Source organism: Rhodoferax mekongensis (assembly GCF_032191775.1).
GTDB classification, from domain to species: Bacteria; Pseudomonadota; Gammaproteobacteria; order Burkholderiales; family Burkholderiaceae_C; genus Allorhodoferax; species Allorhodoferax mekongensis.
Genome location: NZ_CP132507.1, coordinates 3180777 through 3195157 on the forward strand (window position 1 = coordinate 3180777; position 14381 = coordinate 3195157).

The 14381-nt window shown below is 58.4% G+C and carries 8 protein-coding genes; 2 read left to right on the forward strand and 6 right to left on the reverse strand.

Going from position 1 to position 14381, the window contains the following annotated elements; genetic code table 11:
- Positions 1 to 52: 52 nt before the first annotated feature.
- Positions 53 to 481 (forward strand): MCP four helix bundle domain-containing protein, encoded by a 429-nt coding sequence (locus RAN89_RS15160; RefSeq protein WP_313867082.1) that lies wholly within the window; start codon positions 53 to 55, stop codon positions 479 to 481.
- On the forward strand, positions 472 to 1680 hold the full coding sequence (locus RAN89_RS15165; protein WP_313867083.1) for a methyl-accepting chemotaxis protein: 1209 nt from the start codon (positions 472 to 474) through the stop codon (positions 1678 to 1680). Before RAN89_RS15160 ends, RAN89_RS15165 begins: the two co-directional genes overlap by 10 nt.
- Here RAN89_RS15165 and RAN89_RS15170 read toward each other — a convergent pair.
- From RAN89_RS15170 to RAN89_RS15195, 6 genes are all read right to left on the reverse strand, one after another.
- A complete protein-coding gene (locus RAN89_RS15170) occupies positions 1677 to 1817 on the reverse strand; it encodes a hypothetical protein (RefSeq protein WP_157673055.1) in 141 nt (46 codons plus the stop codon). The genes RAN89_RS15165 and RAN89_RS15170 overlap by 4 nt on opposite strands.
- Before the next feature lie 46 nt (positions 1818 to 1863).
- A complete protein-coding gene (locus tag RAN89_RS15175) occupies positions 1864 to 2874 on the reverse strand; it encodes a DUF637 domain-containing protein (protein WP_313867084.1) in 1011 nt (336 codons plus the stop codon).
- A gap of 74 nt (positions 2875 to 2948) precedes the next feature.
- Positions 2949 to 3698, reverse strand: a complete 750-nt coding sequence (locus tag RAN89_RS15180; protein WP_313867085.1) for a DUF6882 domain-containing protein — start codon at positions 3696 to 3698, stop codon at positions 2949 to 2951.
- Positions 3699 to 3831: 133 nt separating this feature from the next.
- Positions 3832 to 7752, reverse strand: coding sequence for a DUF637 domain-containing protein (locus RAN89_RS15185; RefSeq protein WP_313867086.1), 3921 nt, complete (start codon positions 7750 to 7752; stop codon positions 3832 to 3834).
- A gap of 323 nt (positions 7753 to 8075) precedes the next feature.
- On the reverse strand, positions 8076 to 8456 hold the full coding sequence (locus tag RAN89_RS15190) for a hypothetical protein (RefSeq protein ID WP_313867087.1): 381 nt from the start codon (positions 8454 to 8456) through the stop codon (positions 8076 to 8078).
- 2 nt (positions 8457 to 8458) lie between these two features.
- On the reverse strand, positions 8459 to 14323 hold the full coding sequence (locus tag RAN89_RS15195) for a two-partner secretion domain-containing protein (protein WP_313867088.1): 5865 nt from the start codon (positions 14321 to 14323) through the stop codon (positions 8459 to 8461).
- Positions 14324 to 14381: the final 58 nt, after the last annotated feature.

Below are 14381 nucleotides of genomic sequence, written 5' to 3' on the forward strand. Positions count from 1 at the left end.
GCAATAAAATATTTACACTAATATTTCTTGCAAAACCTTCGAGGGGTCAATCATGAGCTTTCTGAATCGGTGGAGCGTCAAAGCGCGGCTAAGTGTCGGTTACTGGGTCATGACTCTCATCGTGGTCTTGATTGCAGCAGAGGGCCTGGTGGCCCTCTCCAATGCCAAGTCAGACTTCGAGCGACAGGTACTCCAGCTCAACAAACTCACCCAGCTCAGCAACCAAACCCTCGATGCCACCAACGCCCGCGCCGTGGGTGCGCGCAATCTGGTCATCAGCACGCCCCAAGCCGGTATTGAGCGCGACAAGGCGGCGATTGAAAAGGCGCATGCAGCCGTTCAAAAGCATATTGCAGACATCGACAGCATGCTTGCCCAGGACAACTTCAAGGGCTCTGAACTCGCCCGTGCCTTTGAAACCGTCAAAAAACCGAATCGGTCTACGGCCCGGTCGCGCTGGAGATCACCGCGTTGGGTGTAGCCGGCAAGCGTGAGGAGGCGATTGCAGGCATCAACGCCAAATGCCGTCCCTTGCTGGACCAGCTCCTGGCTGACCTTCACGAATTCAGCAAACTCACCGAGGCTGCGGGCCAGGCCAATGTGGTCGAGGCGGCCCAAGATTTCGTAGAGCTGCGCAACACCCTGATCACGCTCACTCTTCTGGGCTTGGCCATTGCCATCACGATGGGCGTGGGTACCACCCGCTCCATCACACGCCCCTTGCTTATCGCCCGGTCGGCAGCCAATGCGTTTGCCCACGGCGACCTGAGCACCGCACTCGTGGCAGAGGGCAAAGACGAAATCGCGCAACTTGTGCAGGAACTGGAAGCGATGCGGCTGGAGCTGTCCGGCATCGTGGCGGCAGTGCGTCAGAGTGCCGAAACCGTCTCCAATGCGAGTGCGGAAATCGCCACCGGTAACCACGACTTGTCCGGCCGCACTGAGAACCAGGCCAGCGCCTTGGAGCAAACATCGGCGAGCATGGAAGAAGTCAATTCCTCCATCCGTCAGAACGCCGATAACTCCCAACAGGCCAGACAACTGGCAGCAGATGCCTCGCAAATTGCCTCGCAGGGCGGCAGCACGGTGACCGACGTGGTCAGTACCATGCGCGGCATCAGTGAAAGCTCCAAGCGGATTTCAGACATCACCAGCATCATTGACGGCATCGCCTTCCAGACCAACATCCTCGCGCTCAATGCCGCGGTAGAAGCGGCCCGGGCAGGCGAACAAGGCCGGGGCTTTGCGGTGGTGGCCAGTGAGGTGCGCACCTTGGCCAGCCGGTCGGCAGAGGCGGCCAAAGAAATCAAAAAGCTCATTGGCGACAACGTGCAGCGTATCGAGCAAGGCGGGGTTCATGCCGAGCGCGCGGGCACCATCATGTCCGAGGTGGTCAGCAGCATCAGTGGCCTCAACACTGTGATTACCGAGATATCGATGGCGAGCCGCGAGCAAAGTGACGGGGTCGCCCAAATTGATGTGGCGATCCAGCAAATGGACCAGGTCACGCAACAGAATGCCGCCTTGGTCGAGGAAATGGCCGCCGCTGCCAGCAGCTTGAGCAGCCAATCCCGCGATTTGGTGCAAGTCGTAGCCCGCTTCAAGCTCAACCCGCACGACGCGCAGAGCCTGTCAATCGGCCATGCCGCAAGCCCCGGCATGCTGGCACTGCAGTACTAGCCCAGAAACCGCAGCATCCCGTAAAGCGACAAGGCACCACACACGACAAGCATGCCGGTTTTCACAGCGCGGTTGCTGGTGAGTGTGCCCGCAACGCTGCACACCAGAATGGCGATAAAGATAAAGCTGGTTTTCATGGGGGTGATGCTAACGGAGTGGCAGGCGGCACAAGGCGAACCGGGGTCAGTTCTTTAGCAACTCCGGCAGTGCGGCGAGCACCTTGGCCAGTGCCAGAGCGTCCGCATTGTTCATCCCGCTCTTGACGGCGTATTCAGCCGTGAGTTCTCCCACTACCGCGCCCACTGCACCAGACCTGCAGTCACCACCTGAAGCTTCAGCGCCCGCACACCCCAGCACGGCGTGGACTAGCTTGTGGGTGAATTCGTTGAGGTTTTTCGCTACGAGACCGTCGCCGATAGCGTTGGCTCCTTGTGCGGTCCCCGTGTTGATCAACGCTCCTTTGAGCGAGTTGGCCAACGTGTTTTCATCAAACGGCTTGCCTGCCAGCGCACTGTTCATCATGTCCGTGGCGACGTTGTTGCCCAGGTTCTTCTGGAGCTGGTCGATGAAGCTGCTCTTGGCATCCACCCCCTTGAAGTAGCTGGCATTGAGCTTGTCCAACGCCCCCGCAGTCACCATGGTGGTCAGCAAGTTCTTGATGCTTTGCTCACTACCCAGTTGCTCCAGGGTCTTGCCGATGTCGCCCCCGTTGTTCACCAAAGCCACCGCCGCTTGGCTGGCCAGCGCTGTGAAGCCCGCGTTCAGTGCAGCCCCTGCAAAGGTGGCGGTGGTAACACCTGCTGCGGTGGTGGTGGTCAGCGCCACGCCTCCCAGCGTGGTACCAGTTGCCGTGGTGGTGCCAAACATGCCGCTGGCTCCGGGCATGTAGGCCGCTACCGCAATACTTAAGAGTGCCGCCCCCGCAGGTGTCAATCCCGCTTGGTCATAACTCCACTTTTCTTGAGCCAGGGCCACTTTGTCCCATTGGACGTTGGGGTTGGCAGCGAGTTGGTTCAGGTATTCCAGTCCTGTGCCGCCGCTTTGGTCCACCAAGGCATTGATCTGGCTCTTGAGCGTCTGCCCGCCCTTGGTGTCGGGGATTTGGGCGCTGATCTTCAAAGCATTGTCGAAGCTGACGTTGCCCGTTATCTTGGTCTGGTTCAGGGTCTGGGTGGTCGAGCCATGGCCCTTCATCTCCTGGTAGAGGCCTGCGGTCTCAGACTTCTCGGTATGACTGGTCTGGGTGGTGTTGGTGCTGCCGCCCAGGATCAGTTCGCCCGCCTACCGGTCGGCTTCTCGAAGACCATATAGACCCATGTTCCCCCCGCATCGCCTCTGTAGGCACCGTCTGCACCATCTAGTTGAGCTGCAGCGGCGGTGTAGGCCCATGCATCGCTCTCGCTGCAATGGATGCTGCGCGTGGTGAATGCGTCTATTGCTTGGGTTTGACCGTAGTCGTACACACGGCGAGCAGCACGGCGCAAGGGCTCAGGCACCGATGGGTGGTCCCAGCCCCACAAAAAACTGCCGTTGGCGGTGTTGTAGGTTCCCACCACTTGCACTGCTGCGCTTAGCTTGCGTCCATCGGCAAAGGTGAAGTGCAGACTACCTGCATTCATGTCCAGGTTCCACTGCGCCTCAGTTCCCAACCCCCAGGCTTCGGTGTTGTGCGCCGTTTGGGCCTGCAAGGCCACCATGGCTTGTTGCAGGAAGGACTCGGCACTTGGCGCTTGCGGGGTGTCCACCAAACCACCGAGTACCTCCGCGACGGGGCCAATGTTGGCAGAGTCTCCCACTTCGTCGCTGTCGTCGTATTCGGCTGGCTTGTTGTAGTCGTAGGCGATGTCGTATTTGCCGTCAGGGTACAGGGTGAAGGTCAGGCCCCAGATGCGTTTGCCGGTGGTGCGGAGGTATTCGTCGCGGAGTGCGATACATGCATCGTTTAACTCAAATACCCTGGTGAATTCAATTTCAATATCGCTCCTATCTGAGTTTGAGTGAATTTGCTCAGTGACCATCCGACTGCAGTCTCTATTGAGAATGAACGTGCTAAAGCGAATCACGCCCCAACCAGAACGTGCGGCTTCTGCCAAACACGCCCCGATTTTTTGATAAGCGACCTCAGGTGTTGTCATTCGTAATCTTGCTGAACTATTGGGTAAAGGGAAATCTCTCAATTTTTCCATTGATCGTGGCTGTCACCAAGAAAACATTCGGTCTTGCGCCATTTCCGCTGGGATACCCCACATCAATCTTCACGCTCACCTTCTTGCCTGCATCAATTTCATTCTTCAACATGGCCTCCATCGCTTTCCATTCGCCCCGATTCAAGGTGGACGCTTGCGGCACGATGTTGATGCGGTCTCCGGCACCGCCCAAAGAGGCTGCGATCAAATGCCCGCCTTCATCACCGGGGTTGCCACACTTTCCTACGCAGGCTTGCTGGTAGCCATTGCGGTCACTTTTTATTCCGGTTAAATCGGCCTCAACGCCCTTTACTCGCCCCGAAGCGTCGGTGATGTAAGAGTGGCCATTGTCCATGATGTAGGCGGTTTTGGCATCCAACCTTCCGTTGGCTTGCGGACTCCAGTTGCCTTTCGAGCCAGCTGGAATGACAACCGCCTTATCGACATCCGCGCGCGCCGCCAGTGCCTCCGCCTTCTTCGCCAGCTTAACCTCATCAACAACCTTGTTCAGCGCTTTGACCTTTTTGAGCGGATCAGGGCTGAAGTTGGCGAGGACGTCGCCCAGCATCTGACCGATCGAGGATTCATCGCCGTTTTGTATGGCATTGGCCAAGTCGTTGCGCAGCTGGTTCTCGGCGGCTTGCGCAATCTCCTTGAACTTGATGGGATTGTTGGCTATCCACTCCAGCGCTTCTTTGGCGTCCTGGGCTGCCACTTGGGCTTGGGCACCAAGCTTCTTGGCGCTGCCCACAGGGTCTTGCGCAATCTCCAGTCCGGTCTTCAGGGTCTCAATGTATCCATCCCATACGGAAACAAAGGTTCCTTTGGCGGTTTGCACTAGAAGCCGACCTTTGTCAAAGGTACCCATTGCCTCCGAAAGGGTGTGCTTCCCGTCAGCGCCGAAGATGATGTCTTTGTCGCCTTTGAGAATGACGTCTGCCGCAAAGCTACGTACTTTCTTTTGCTCTATGGTGCTTATGTCCGGGGTTTTGCCGCCGCAGGCTGCAGCCAACGCCGCATCGCGTTTCTTGTCTTCTTCCTCAATTTTGTTGATTTCGACTTGTAGGGGCGCCGCGCAGTCTGTATTGGCTCCGCAAGCCGTAATGTCCGCTTGCAGTTTTTTCTTGCGCAAGATTTCAGCGTGGTTAAGGTAGTTGTTTTGCGCAGCGTTCTCGCCTGTCAGCGCCGCAATGTTGACCGCAGCTGCGTTATCCCCGCGCCCACCCACGATCACGCCCGACGTGGCTGCAATGATCTTGGCAAGCCCCAGTGCTTGGGTGTCATTCAAGCCATTCTTCTTCGCATACTCCGCAGTGAGCTCCCCCACCACCGCCCCCACAGCACCAGGTGTACACCCGCTGCCATTGCCCGCCGTGGCCGCACCCGCTGCACAACCAAGAACCGCATGAGCCAGTTTGTGGGTAAAGTCATTCAGGTTGGGTAGTACGCTCTGTTGGCTTGAATAAGCATTGCCAATCTCATTAGCTCCTTGTGCCATACCTGTATTGATCAACGCCCCCTTGAGCGAGTTGGCCAACGTGTTTTCATCAAACGGCTTACCCGCCAGCGCACTGTTCATCATGTCGGTGGCTAGGTTGTTGCCCAGGTTCTTCTGGAACTGGTCCACAAACGTACTCTTGGCATTGATACTGTTCCAGCCCATGGTGCTATTGAGCTTGTCCAACGCCCCCGCCGTCACCATGGTGGTCAGCAAGTTCTTGATGCTTTCTTCCTTGCCCAGTTGCTCCAGGGTCTTGCCGATGTCGCCCTTGTTGTTCACCATGGCTACCGCCGCTTGGCTGGCCAGCGCTGTGAAGCCCGCGTTCAGTGCAGCCCCTGCAAAGGTGGCGGTGGTAACACCTGCTGCGGTGGTGGTGGTCAGCGCCACGCCTCCCAGCGTGGTACCGGTGGCCGTGGTGGTGCCAAACATGCCGCTGGCTCCGGGCATGTAGGCCGCTACCGCAATACTTAAGAGTGCAGCCCCTGCTGGTGTAAGCCCCGCTTGGCTGTAGCTCCACTTCTCATTGGCCAGGGCCACTTTGTCCCATTGGATGTCGGTGCGCTGGGCCAGTTGGTTCAGGTATTCCAGTCCTGTACCGCCGCTTTGTGACGCCAGCGCATTGATCTGGCTCTTGAGCGCCTGTCCGCCCTTGGTGTCGGGGATCTGGGCGCTGATCTTCAAGGCACTGTCAAACGCCACGTTGCCCTTGAGGCTGGTCTGGTTCAGGGTTTGTGTGGTCGAGCCATGGCCCTTCATCTCCTGGTAGACGCCTGCGGTTTCTGTCTTCTCGGTATGGCTGGTCTGGGTGGTGTCAATGCTGCCGCCCAGGATCAGTTCGCCTTTCTTGCCGGGGTCTGTTTTAACGAAAGCGATCTGGGGGGCTTCTACCTCGGTGCCGCGCAGCTCGGTCTTGTTGCCCACACCGATCACCACCTTCTGGTTGGAGATCAGGCGGGTGCCTATGCTGCTGGCCGTGGCTGTGCTGTCGGTGCTGGTTTTGTCTTCCAGGGTGATGCCGCCTGCGATGGCACTGAAGGCACCACCCAGGGTCGTGGTGCTCTGGGTAGTCGTCGTGCTCTGGCGGGTGTTGGTAGCCGCATACAGGGTGGTGGTGTCTTTGCCTTCTACGGTGACGCTGTTGCTTCCCTTGAACTCGGTGCCCACGCTCACCAGGTTCTGCTCTGCGATGACGCTGATGTTCTTGGCGTTAATGGTGCTGACCTGTGCGGTGGCGGCACTGGCTTGGGTTTGGGTGCTGGTGGTCGTAGAACTCAAGAGGCCTGAGCTGGTGCTGGTCTGCACACTCTCATAGCTGCTTTGGGTTTGTCCGGCGTCCAGCACGATGTTGCCTTTGGCGGCCAGCGTTGCGGTGTCTGCGGCACTCAGGCTGGCGGCTTTGGCGTTGATGCTGTTGCCGGCGTTCACAGTGAGGGTGGTGCCGCTACTGATGGTGCTGCCTGCGTCGCTGGTCTGGCTGGTAAGCAGGTGGTTCTTGGCGTCACCGGCGTTGAGGTTGTTGGTCTGGCTGGTTTTGAGTGCGTTGATATTGACGTTGTTGGCGGCACTGAGCTGCACGGCGCCATTGCCGGCTATCTGGGCAGCGGTGGCATTGAAGTCGTTGCCTGCACTGGCATACAGCACGCCCTTGCCTTGGACGTAGAAGCCGGCAATGCGGTCTATGCCGGTTTGGGTGTAGCTGTAGGCGCCGGAGCTGCCTGAACTGCTGGCGGTGGTGCTCGCTACATTCAAGTCCCGCCCGGCTAATGCCACCAGGCTGTTGCCGGCCACTACGCTGCCACCGGTGTTGTTGATGTCTTGCGTCGCTTGCAAGGCGACATCCTGGGCTTGGATGAGGCCTGCGAGGTTGTGGATGTTGCCGGCTTCAATCTGGACGACTTTGCGGCCCAGGATGGTGCCGGCGTTGGTGATGTCGCCTGTGGTTTGGATGGCTACGCTGTCGCCACTGAGCAGGGCACCATTGGGAGTCAGGTCTCCGGCTTTTACTGCGGCGTAGACGTGGGGGACCAGTACTTGGGTTTGGGTGCCATCGGCCAGAGTGACTGTTTCTTGCTGCAACCAGACGATGTCGGTGGTGAGCAAGGCCAGTTGGTTGGCGGTGAGCGCTATGCCGGGGCGCAGGTTGAACGTTTTGGCAAACGTGAGGCCGGAGTCCATCAGGGCTTGGTACTGCTGCTGGTCACTGGTGTAGTCGCCCAGGAAGCGGCGACCGGTGAGTTGGGCTACTTGCTCGCGGATAAGCTTTTGTTCATAGAAACCGTCGCCCAGTCGCTTTTGAGTGACGGTGGGGTCTAAGGCGAGCTTGGTCGTGATGTAGTCCGAGCTCAGCCAGGCGCGGTAGTTGGTAAAGCGTGGGTCGGTTTCCACCAGGTAGTGACTGGAGGGGTTGCTGTTGAGTGCTATTTTTCTAGGAGCTGATTGCGCATTATTTGCCTGCGCGACAGGCCAATTTGATGCACAAGTGCCTGCGCGAAAAAAGCAAGATGTGTGGTGTATGCGCCCCGTGGGTGGGTTGCGCCTGATACACGAGATCTCCCGTTGCCGAGGCTGGTTTCGTCCGCCGCCATGAAGCAACCTCGATTGGGGTTAAAAACCAGACAGTGGAAGCGGACGTTCACAAGGTGGCTTTATCGTAAAAACCAACATTTGAGCTAGTCAGCATGAGTCATAGCGGAGCACATCCGTGGATTTCAGATGCCAGTTGGCTTCGGCTCCAATTGGTACTTCTGGATGAGTTGGCCAATATGTGTTTTGGATTCCGGGTGCACCCGCACGTATTCGCGCATGACTCTAGCAAAGTAACGTTTCACAGTAGCTTCATCGTACTCACCGTAGGGTGGTGCGACGCCATCGATGTATGTTTCGTACTCCGCTGAATACATGATCTGGCCTGCGTCGTTCACGAAGCGACTGATTTTCCACCAAGGATCACCGCCAGCACCGCCAAGCTCAAAGAGCCCTTCTACGTGATGGTCAATTTGTATTGCATCAAGAGCCGGGAAAGCAAAGGCCACGCAATAAACAAGTGGGAAATGTTCGTCATTCTCGGCATCATCAAAAGAAAGATACATCACTATTTCTTCCCCGCTGGGTAGGCTGTCGGTACATAGACTTTTCCTTGATAGCTACTGATTGGGACAACAAACTTGACTCCGTTGACGGTCACATATTGTGTAGCTGGAACTTTTCCATTGCCTGTCTTGTTCCACTGATAGATTGCCTGAGATGCGGCATCATTCGCCATGGAAGCCATTTGCTGATCACTGTATCTAGCAGTGTCGTAAACAGTCTTGAGTTGATTCTTGCCAGTGGTTCCCGGCAACCGGTATTCCACCTGATAAATGCCAGGAGCCACTTCTACCGGTGTACCAATAACCTGTCCGCCATTGGCCTGCAAGGTGCTGTTGAAGTTGTCCATGTTGTGCCCGCCAGTAATTTCGTTCGCAAGCCCGCTTCTCCTGTCAACTTTGACCCCCGCGTCAATTAAGTGCTGAGCGATAGGCGTGTCCAGTTGCGCAGTACCCGGTGTAACCATGCCATCCCTTGGTCGTATTGGTACGCCCCCAGCAAACGTTGCATCTGCAGTAGCGCCGTTTTCCACCTTGGCTGCAGCTACCGCAGCCGCCTCTTCCAACTTGGCCGCGCGTGCTGCCGCACTGGCAACCGCTGCCTCTCTAAGCGCAGTAGCAGTCAATGAAGTAGCCTTAGCGGCCCCACCCACCGTGCTGATCGTTCCCACTAACGCCAGTGTCTGGTCGGTGAGCATCTTGCCAACCTTGGTGCCGTCGTTACTTTCAACTGCGGCTGCAAACTCCTGGCGCTGCCCCGGTGTCATGAATCCCAGTAGGTACGGCAGATTGCTCGTGTCGCTCACGAATTCCTTCACCGCTTTGCTGCTAGCTACTACCTGTTGGATAGCTGCCGGGGCGCCGTCTTTGGCTTTGTATCCAGTGACCAGCGCAGACACAAAGTCACTCGCCCTGTCTGCAACGGCTTTGAGTGCACCGCTACGTTTGTTGTCGATGGTGGCGTAGGCGAGTTCAGTGGTCTCGTTGTACTCACCTGCGTAACTTGCCCCTCGGGTATTCAATACTTGTCCATTGCGTATGTAGTCAGCTGCCGCGGTACGCACATCTTGGCGGGCCGTATTGCAATCAGGAGTGTTCTTGCCCTGGCAGGCTGCCAATTGCTTGTTCCTGGCTTCGTCCAAAGCCTTCAGGTCAGCGAGGTCCTGTTTGCACTGGGTGCCGCAAGTACCGGCTTCCAGATCCTTTTCAAGTCTGGCCCGGCGAAGGGCTTCTGCGTGCTTGAGGTAATTGTTCTCCGCCGCATTCGCCCCCGCAGTCGCCGCTGTGTTCACCGCCGCTGCGTTGTCGCCACCGCCACCCGTCATCACCCCGGAGGTTGCCGCCAATACCTTGGCCAGTGCCAGAGCGTCAGAATTATTCATTCCGCTCTTAATGGCGTATTCCGCTGTGAGCTCTCCCACCACGGCTCCGACTGCACCAGTCCTGCAGTCTCCTCCGGAGGCTTCAGCGCCCGCACAGCCCAAGACGGCGTGTGCTAGCTTGTGGGTGAATTCGTTGAGGTTTTTGGCTACAAGGCCGTCTCCGATAGCGTTGGCCCCCTGCGCCATCCCCGTATTGATCAACGCCCCCTTGAGCGAATTGGCAAACGTGTTTTCATCAAACGGCTTGCCCGCCAACGCACTGTTCATCAAGTCCGTGGCAATGTTGTTGGTCAGGTTCTTCTGGAGCTGATCAATGAAGGGGCTCTTGGCATCGATTCCTTTGAAATAGTTGGCATTGAGCTTGTCCAATGCGCCTGCTGTGGCCATGGTGAGCAGCAGGTTCTTGATGCTCTCTTCCTTGCCCAGTTGCTCCAGGGTTTTGCCGATGTCGCCTCCGTTGTTGACTAGGCTCACGGCGGCTTGGCTTGCCAGAGAGGCAAATCCGGCATTAACCGCGGTTGCCAGTGTTGTACTGCCCGCCAGGGTGGCGGCACTGGTAGTGGTGGCGGCTGTGCCTCCCAGCAGTTGGGAGCCCATGCCTCCGGTGTAGGCCGCTACCGCAATGGTCAGCAGTGCAGCCCCCGCAGGTGTCAGGCCCGCTTGGTCATAGCTCCACTTTTCTTGAGCCAGGGCCACCTTGTCCCATTGGACGTTGGGGTTGCTGACCAGTTGGTTCAGATACTCCAGTCCTGTGCCGCCGCTTTGGTCCACCAAGGCATTGATCTGGCTCTTGAGCGTCTGCCCGCCCTTGGTGTCGGGGATCTGGGCGCTGATCTTCAAGGCACTGTCAAACGTGACGTTGCCCTTGAGGCTGGTCTGGTTCAGGGTTTGGGTGGTGCTGCCATGGCCCTTCATCTCCTGGTAGACGCCTGCGGTTTCTGTCTTCTCGGTATGGCTAGTTTGAGTGGTGTTGGTGCTGCCGCCCAGGATGAGTTCGCCCTTTTTGCTGGGGTCTGTTTTGACGAAGGCGATCTGGGGGGCTTCTACCTCGGTGCCGCGCAGCTCGGTTTTGTTGCCCACACCAATCTCTATTCTTTGCGTGGAGACCAGTTTGGTACCCATCGCGGTGCTGCTGGCGCGGGAGTCCGTTACTGTTTTGTCTTCCAGCGCAACGTCTATGCCCAGCGGGTTGAACATGGCACCCAGGCCGGTTTGGGTCTGGGTGGTGACGCTGGTCTGGCTGAAGTTTTGCACTTCATACAGGGCGGTGTTGTTCTTGCCCTCTACGCGCAGGGTGCCGGTTCCGGTGTCTACACCGGTGGCTCCCAGCTTGGCGCCTATGCTGACCAGGTTGTTGTTGGCCACGAGCTGGGTGCTTTGGCCGCTCAAGCTGCTGACCTGGGCGGTGGCACTTTGCTCCTGGCGGCGGGTTTGGATGCTGCTGCTCAAGAACAGGTCTTTGCCGGATGCGCTGGCCATCTGGTCCACGTTGGTGGTGGCCTGGCCAGCTTGCAGGATGATGTTGTTGGCAGCGGCTACGTCCAGGGTCTTGCCCGCCTCGACACGGGCTGCGCGGGCGTTCACGTCGTTACCTGCGGAGAGGGTGACGTTGCCCGTGCCTTGTATGCTGCTGCCGGCCTCTGCAGTGCTGGTGGCACGGCGGTAGTTGCCGGCATCAAACTCCAGGTTGTTGGTCTGGCGGGTCTGCAGCGTGGTGAGGTTGATGTCGTTTTTGGCGACCAAGACGGTTTGCCCGTCCTGTCCTGTGTTTTTGATCTGGCCGGCAATGATGTTGATATCGCGCCCGGCACTGGCAAGCAAGACGCCGTTGTCGCCCGTGACATACAGGCCGGCCACCCGGTCTACCGTGGTGTTGGTGATGCCATTGCGGCTGTCCCCGGTGCTGGCGGTGGCCGTGGTGGAGGTGTTGTTGATATCGCGCCCGGCTTGCAGGGTGAGCTCATCCTTGGCGGTGATGGTGCCGCCGGTGTTGTTGATGTCTTGCGCAGCGGTGAGGCCTACCGCATCGCCACCCACACGACCACCAAGGTTGTTGATGGTGTTGGCGTTGATCTGCACCACTTGACGCCCAAGGATGGTGCCGGAGTTGTTCAGGTCTTTGGTGTCAATGTTGACAACGGCGCCGCTGATAAGGCCACCGCTGGGGGAGAGGTCACCGCTGCGGGGCTTCAGGTAGATCTGGGGCACCAGGGCTACCGTTTGGCTGCCATCGGGCAGGGTTACCGTTTCTTGCTGCAGCCAGACGATGTCGCTGGTCAGGCGGGCGACCTGTTCCGCCGTTAGTGCAATGCCGGGGCGGAGGTTGAAGGTTTGGGCATAGGTAACACCCGCATTCATCAGGGCGCGGTATTGCTGGTCGTCGCTGGTGAAATTGCCCAGGAAGCGCCGGCCGGTAAGCTGGGCCACTTGTTCGTTGAGCAGGCGTTGTTCATAAAAACCATCACCCAGGCGCTTTTGGGTGACGCTGGGGTCCAGGCTGATCCGGCTGGTGATGTAGTCGCTGCCCAACCAGGTGTTGTAGTTGGTGAAGGCCGGGTTGGTGGCCACTACGTAGTTAGCCGATGGGTTGGTGTTGATTTGAAACAGGCTGCTGTTGGGTACGTTGGCACCCGGGGTGTTGGGTGTACCGGTAATCGCATTGCTGGTAGCACTACCGGCGCCCACCGTTACGGTTTCATTGACGGCACTGGAGTAGGCGGACGGAGTCCATACGTCATACCATGGCCCCCAGGCAAGGCAACTGCCTTTGACCAGCAACTGGCAGCTTCGGTCATGGCTGAGTGAGTAGGCCGTGCCCGTTTTTGTGGTTGTTTTTGTCGCGGTGACACCGGCGTTATCGATGCTGGCGCCAATAGGGATGCTCACGGTGCCGCCCGCCAGCATGCGACTGTTGGCGTTGTTGATGGTATTCGCCTGAACCGTGAGGTTGCCTCCAGCAGAAATAGTCCCCGGCAGCGCTGATGTCACGATAGGGCCGTCTACCGTTTTCTGGGTGACGTTGACGTAGTAGCCGGCTCCTGCAGAGCCGATGGTTTCGCTGACTGCGGTGGTGGTGTTTTGTGTTGTCGAGGCGAAATGCGCGTCAGTGTTGTTCACCGCCGTGGCGTTGATGCTGACGCTGCCGCCTGCCTGAATCGTGGCGGAGGTGTTGTTGATGCTGGCGGCTGTGCCTTGCGCCTGGCCTGCTGCATCGATGTTGCCACCTATGTTGATATTGCCCAGGCTCAAGATGTTGACGCTGGGTGTTGCCGTCGTGTTCGTGGATGGGTTGCCCGGTGTATCCAGGCCCGCGTCCGAGTTGTTCAGGGTCTGCACGCCCAGATTCAAACTGGTGCGTGCCCCGATGGTGGCGCCCTTGACCGTGCCATTCACGCTTTCGGCCTGGTTGTTGAGCGTAGTGGCACTGATGGCGAGCTTGTCGCCAAAGATGGCGCCTGTGCCTATGTTGTCAACGGTGGTGGCGGTGATGCGTGACTGCGCTGTACCGCCAGCATTCCCTGCGTCAATCAGGCCACGATTGGTGAGCGTGCCGTTGGCCTGGAGCACCATATCGCCGCCGCGGGCCACGATGCTGCCCCTGTTGTTGACCCCCGCACCCGCCTCAGTGCCCACTAGGGTGATCTTGCCGGCGTACATGCCGCCCAGCGCTGCCACGTCCAGGGCTACGGTGGGGGCAGTGCCTGTGCCGGTAATGGCTGTGGCGCTGGTGTTGCCCGCGTTGATCTCGTTGGCACCGGTGGTGACCTTGAGGTCTTTGGCCCAGATGCCGGCGTTGACCTGCACGGCGCGGGCAATGATGTGGGTGTAGTCGGCAGCATTCGTGTCCAGGCCTGCACCGTCTACGGTGACCGTTCCGCGCTGTACGCGGTAGCCCTCGAGGTTGCCAGTATTCATGAGGGGCGTGCCGGTGGTGAGGGTCACGCCGCTGGCGTTAATGAAACCCCCACCATTGACCGCAATGCCCGCCGGGTTGGCGATGATCACCTCAGCGCGTTGGCCTGCCACCTCGACATAGCCTCGTAACTGGCTGGGGTTGCTGGAATTGACCTCGTTGAGAATGACCCGGGCACTTCCTCCTGCGAGGTTGCTATTGCCCTGGACCCACCCTCCAAGTTGTGTTTGCACGTTGCCGGTTGCATTGTTGAGAATGGCCCCTTGGGCATTCACATCAAACTGGCTATAGACGTTGCGACTTACGCCTGCAGCGCTGGGTGTCTGAATGTTGACCTGCGTCACACCGTTTGCTGTTGGCAGTATCTGCGGTTTGAGGTTTCCCGCCGCATTGGGGTCTGCGACGATTTGTGACCAGGCCAAAGGCGACAGCGCAAATGCAAACAATGCTGCTGCCACCTTGTGGCCTCTGAGCTCGCCGCTGGCGGCCTTCCCCTTACCCACGGCCACTTCACTCACTGCCATCACCTGGCCTCGGGCTGCGTTGAAGACGAGACGGAATAAGTTCTGATTCATGACAGACTAGGCTTCAGGAGATGAATGCGATGGGTAAAGGCCGTGGGTGAGAACGACG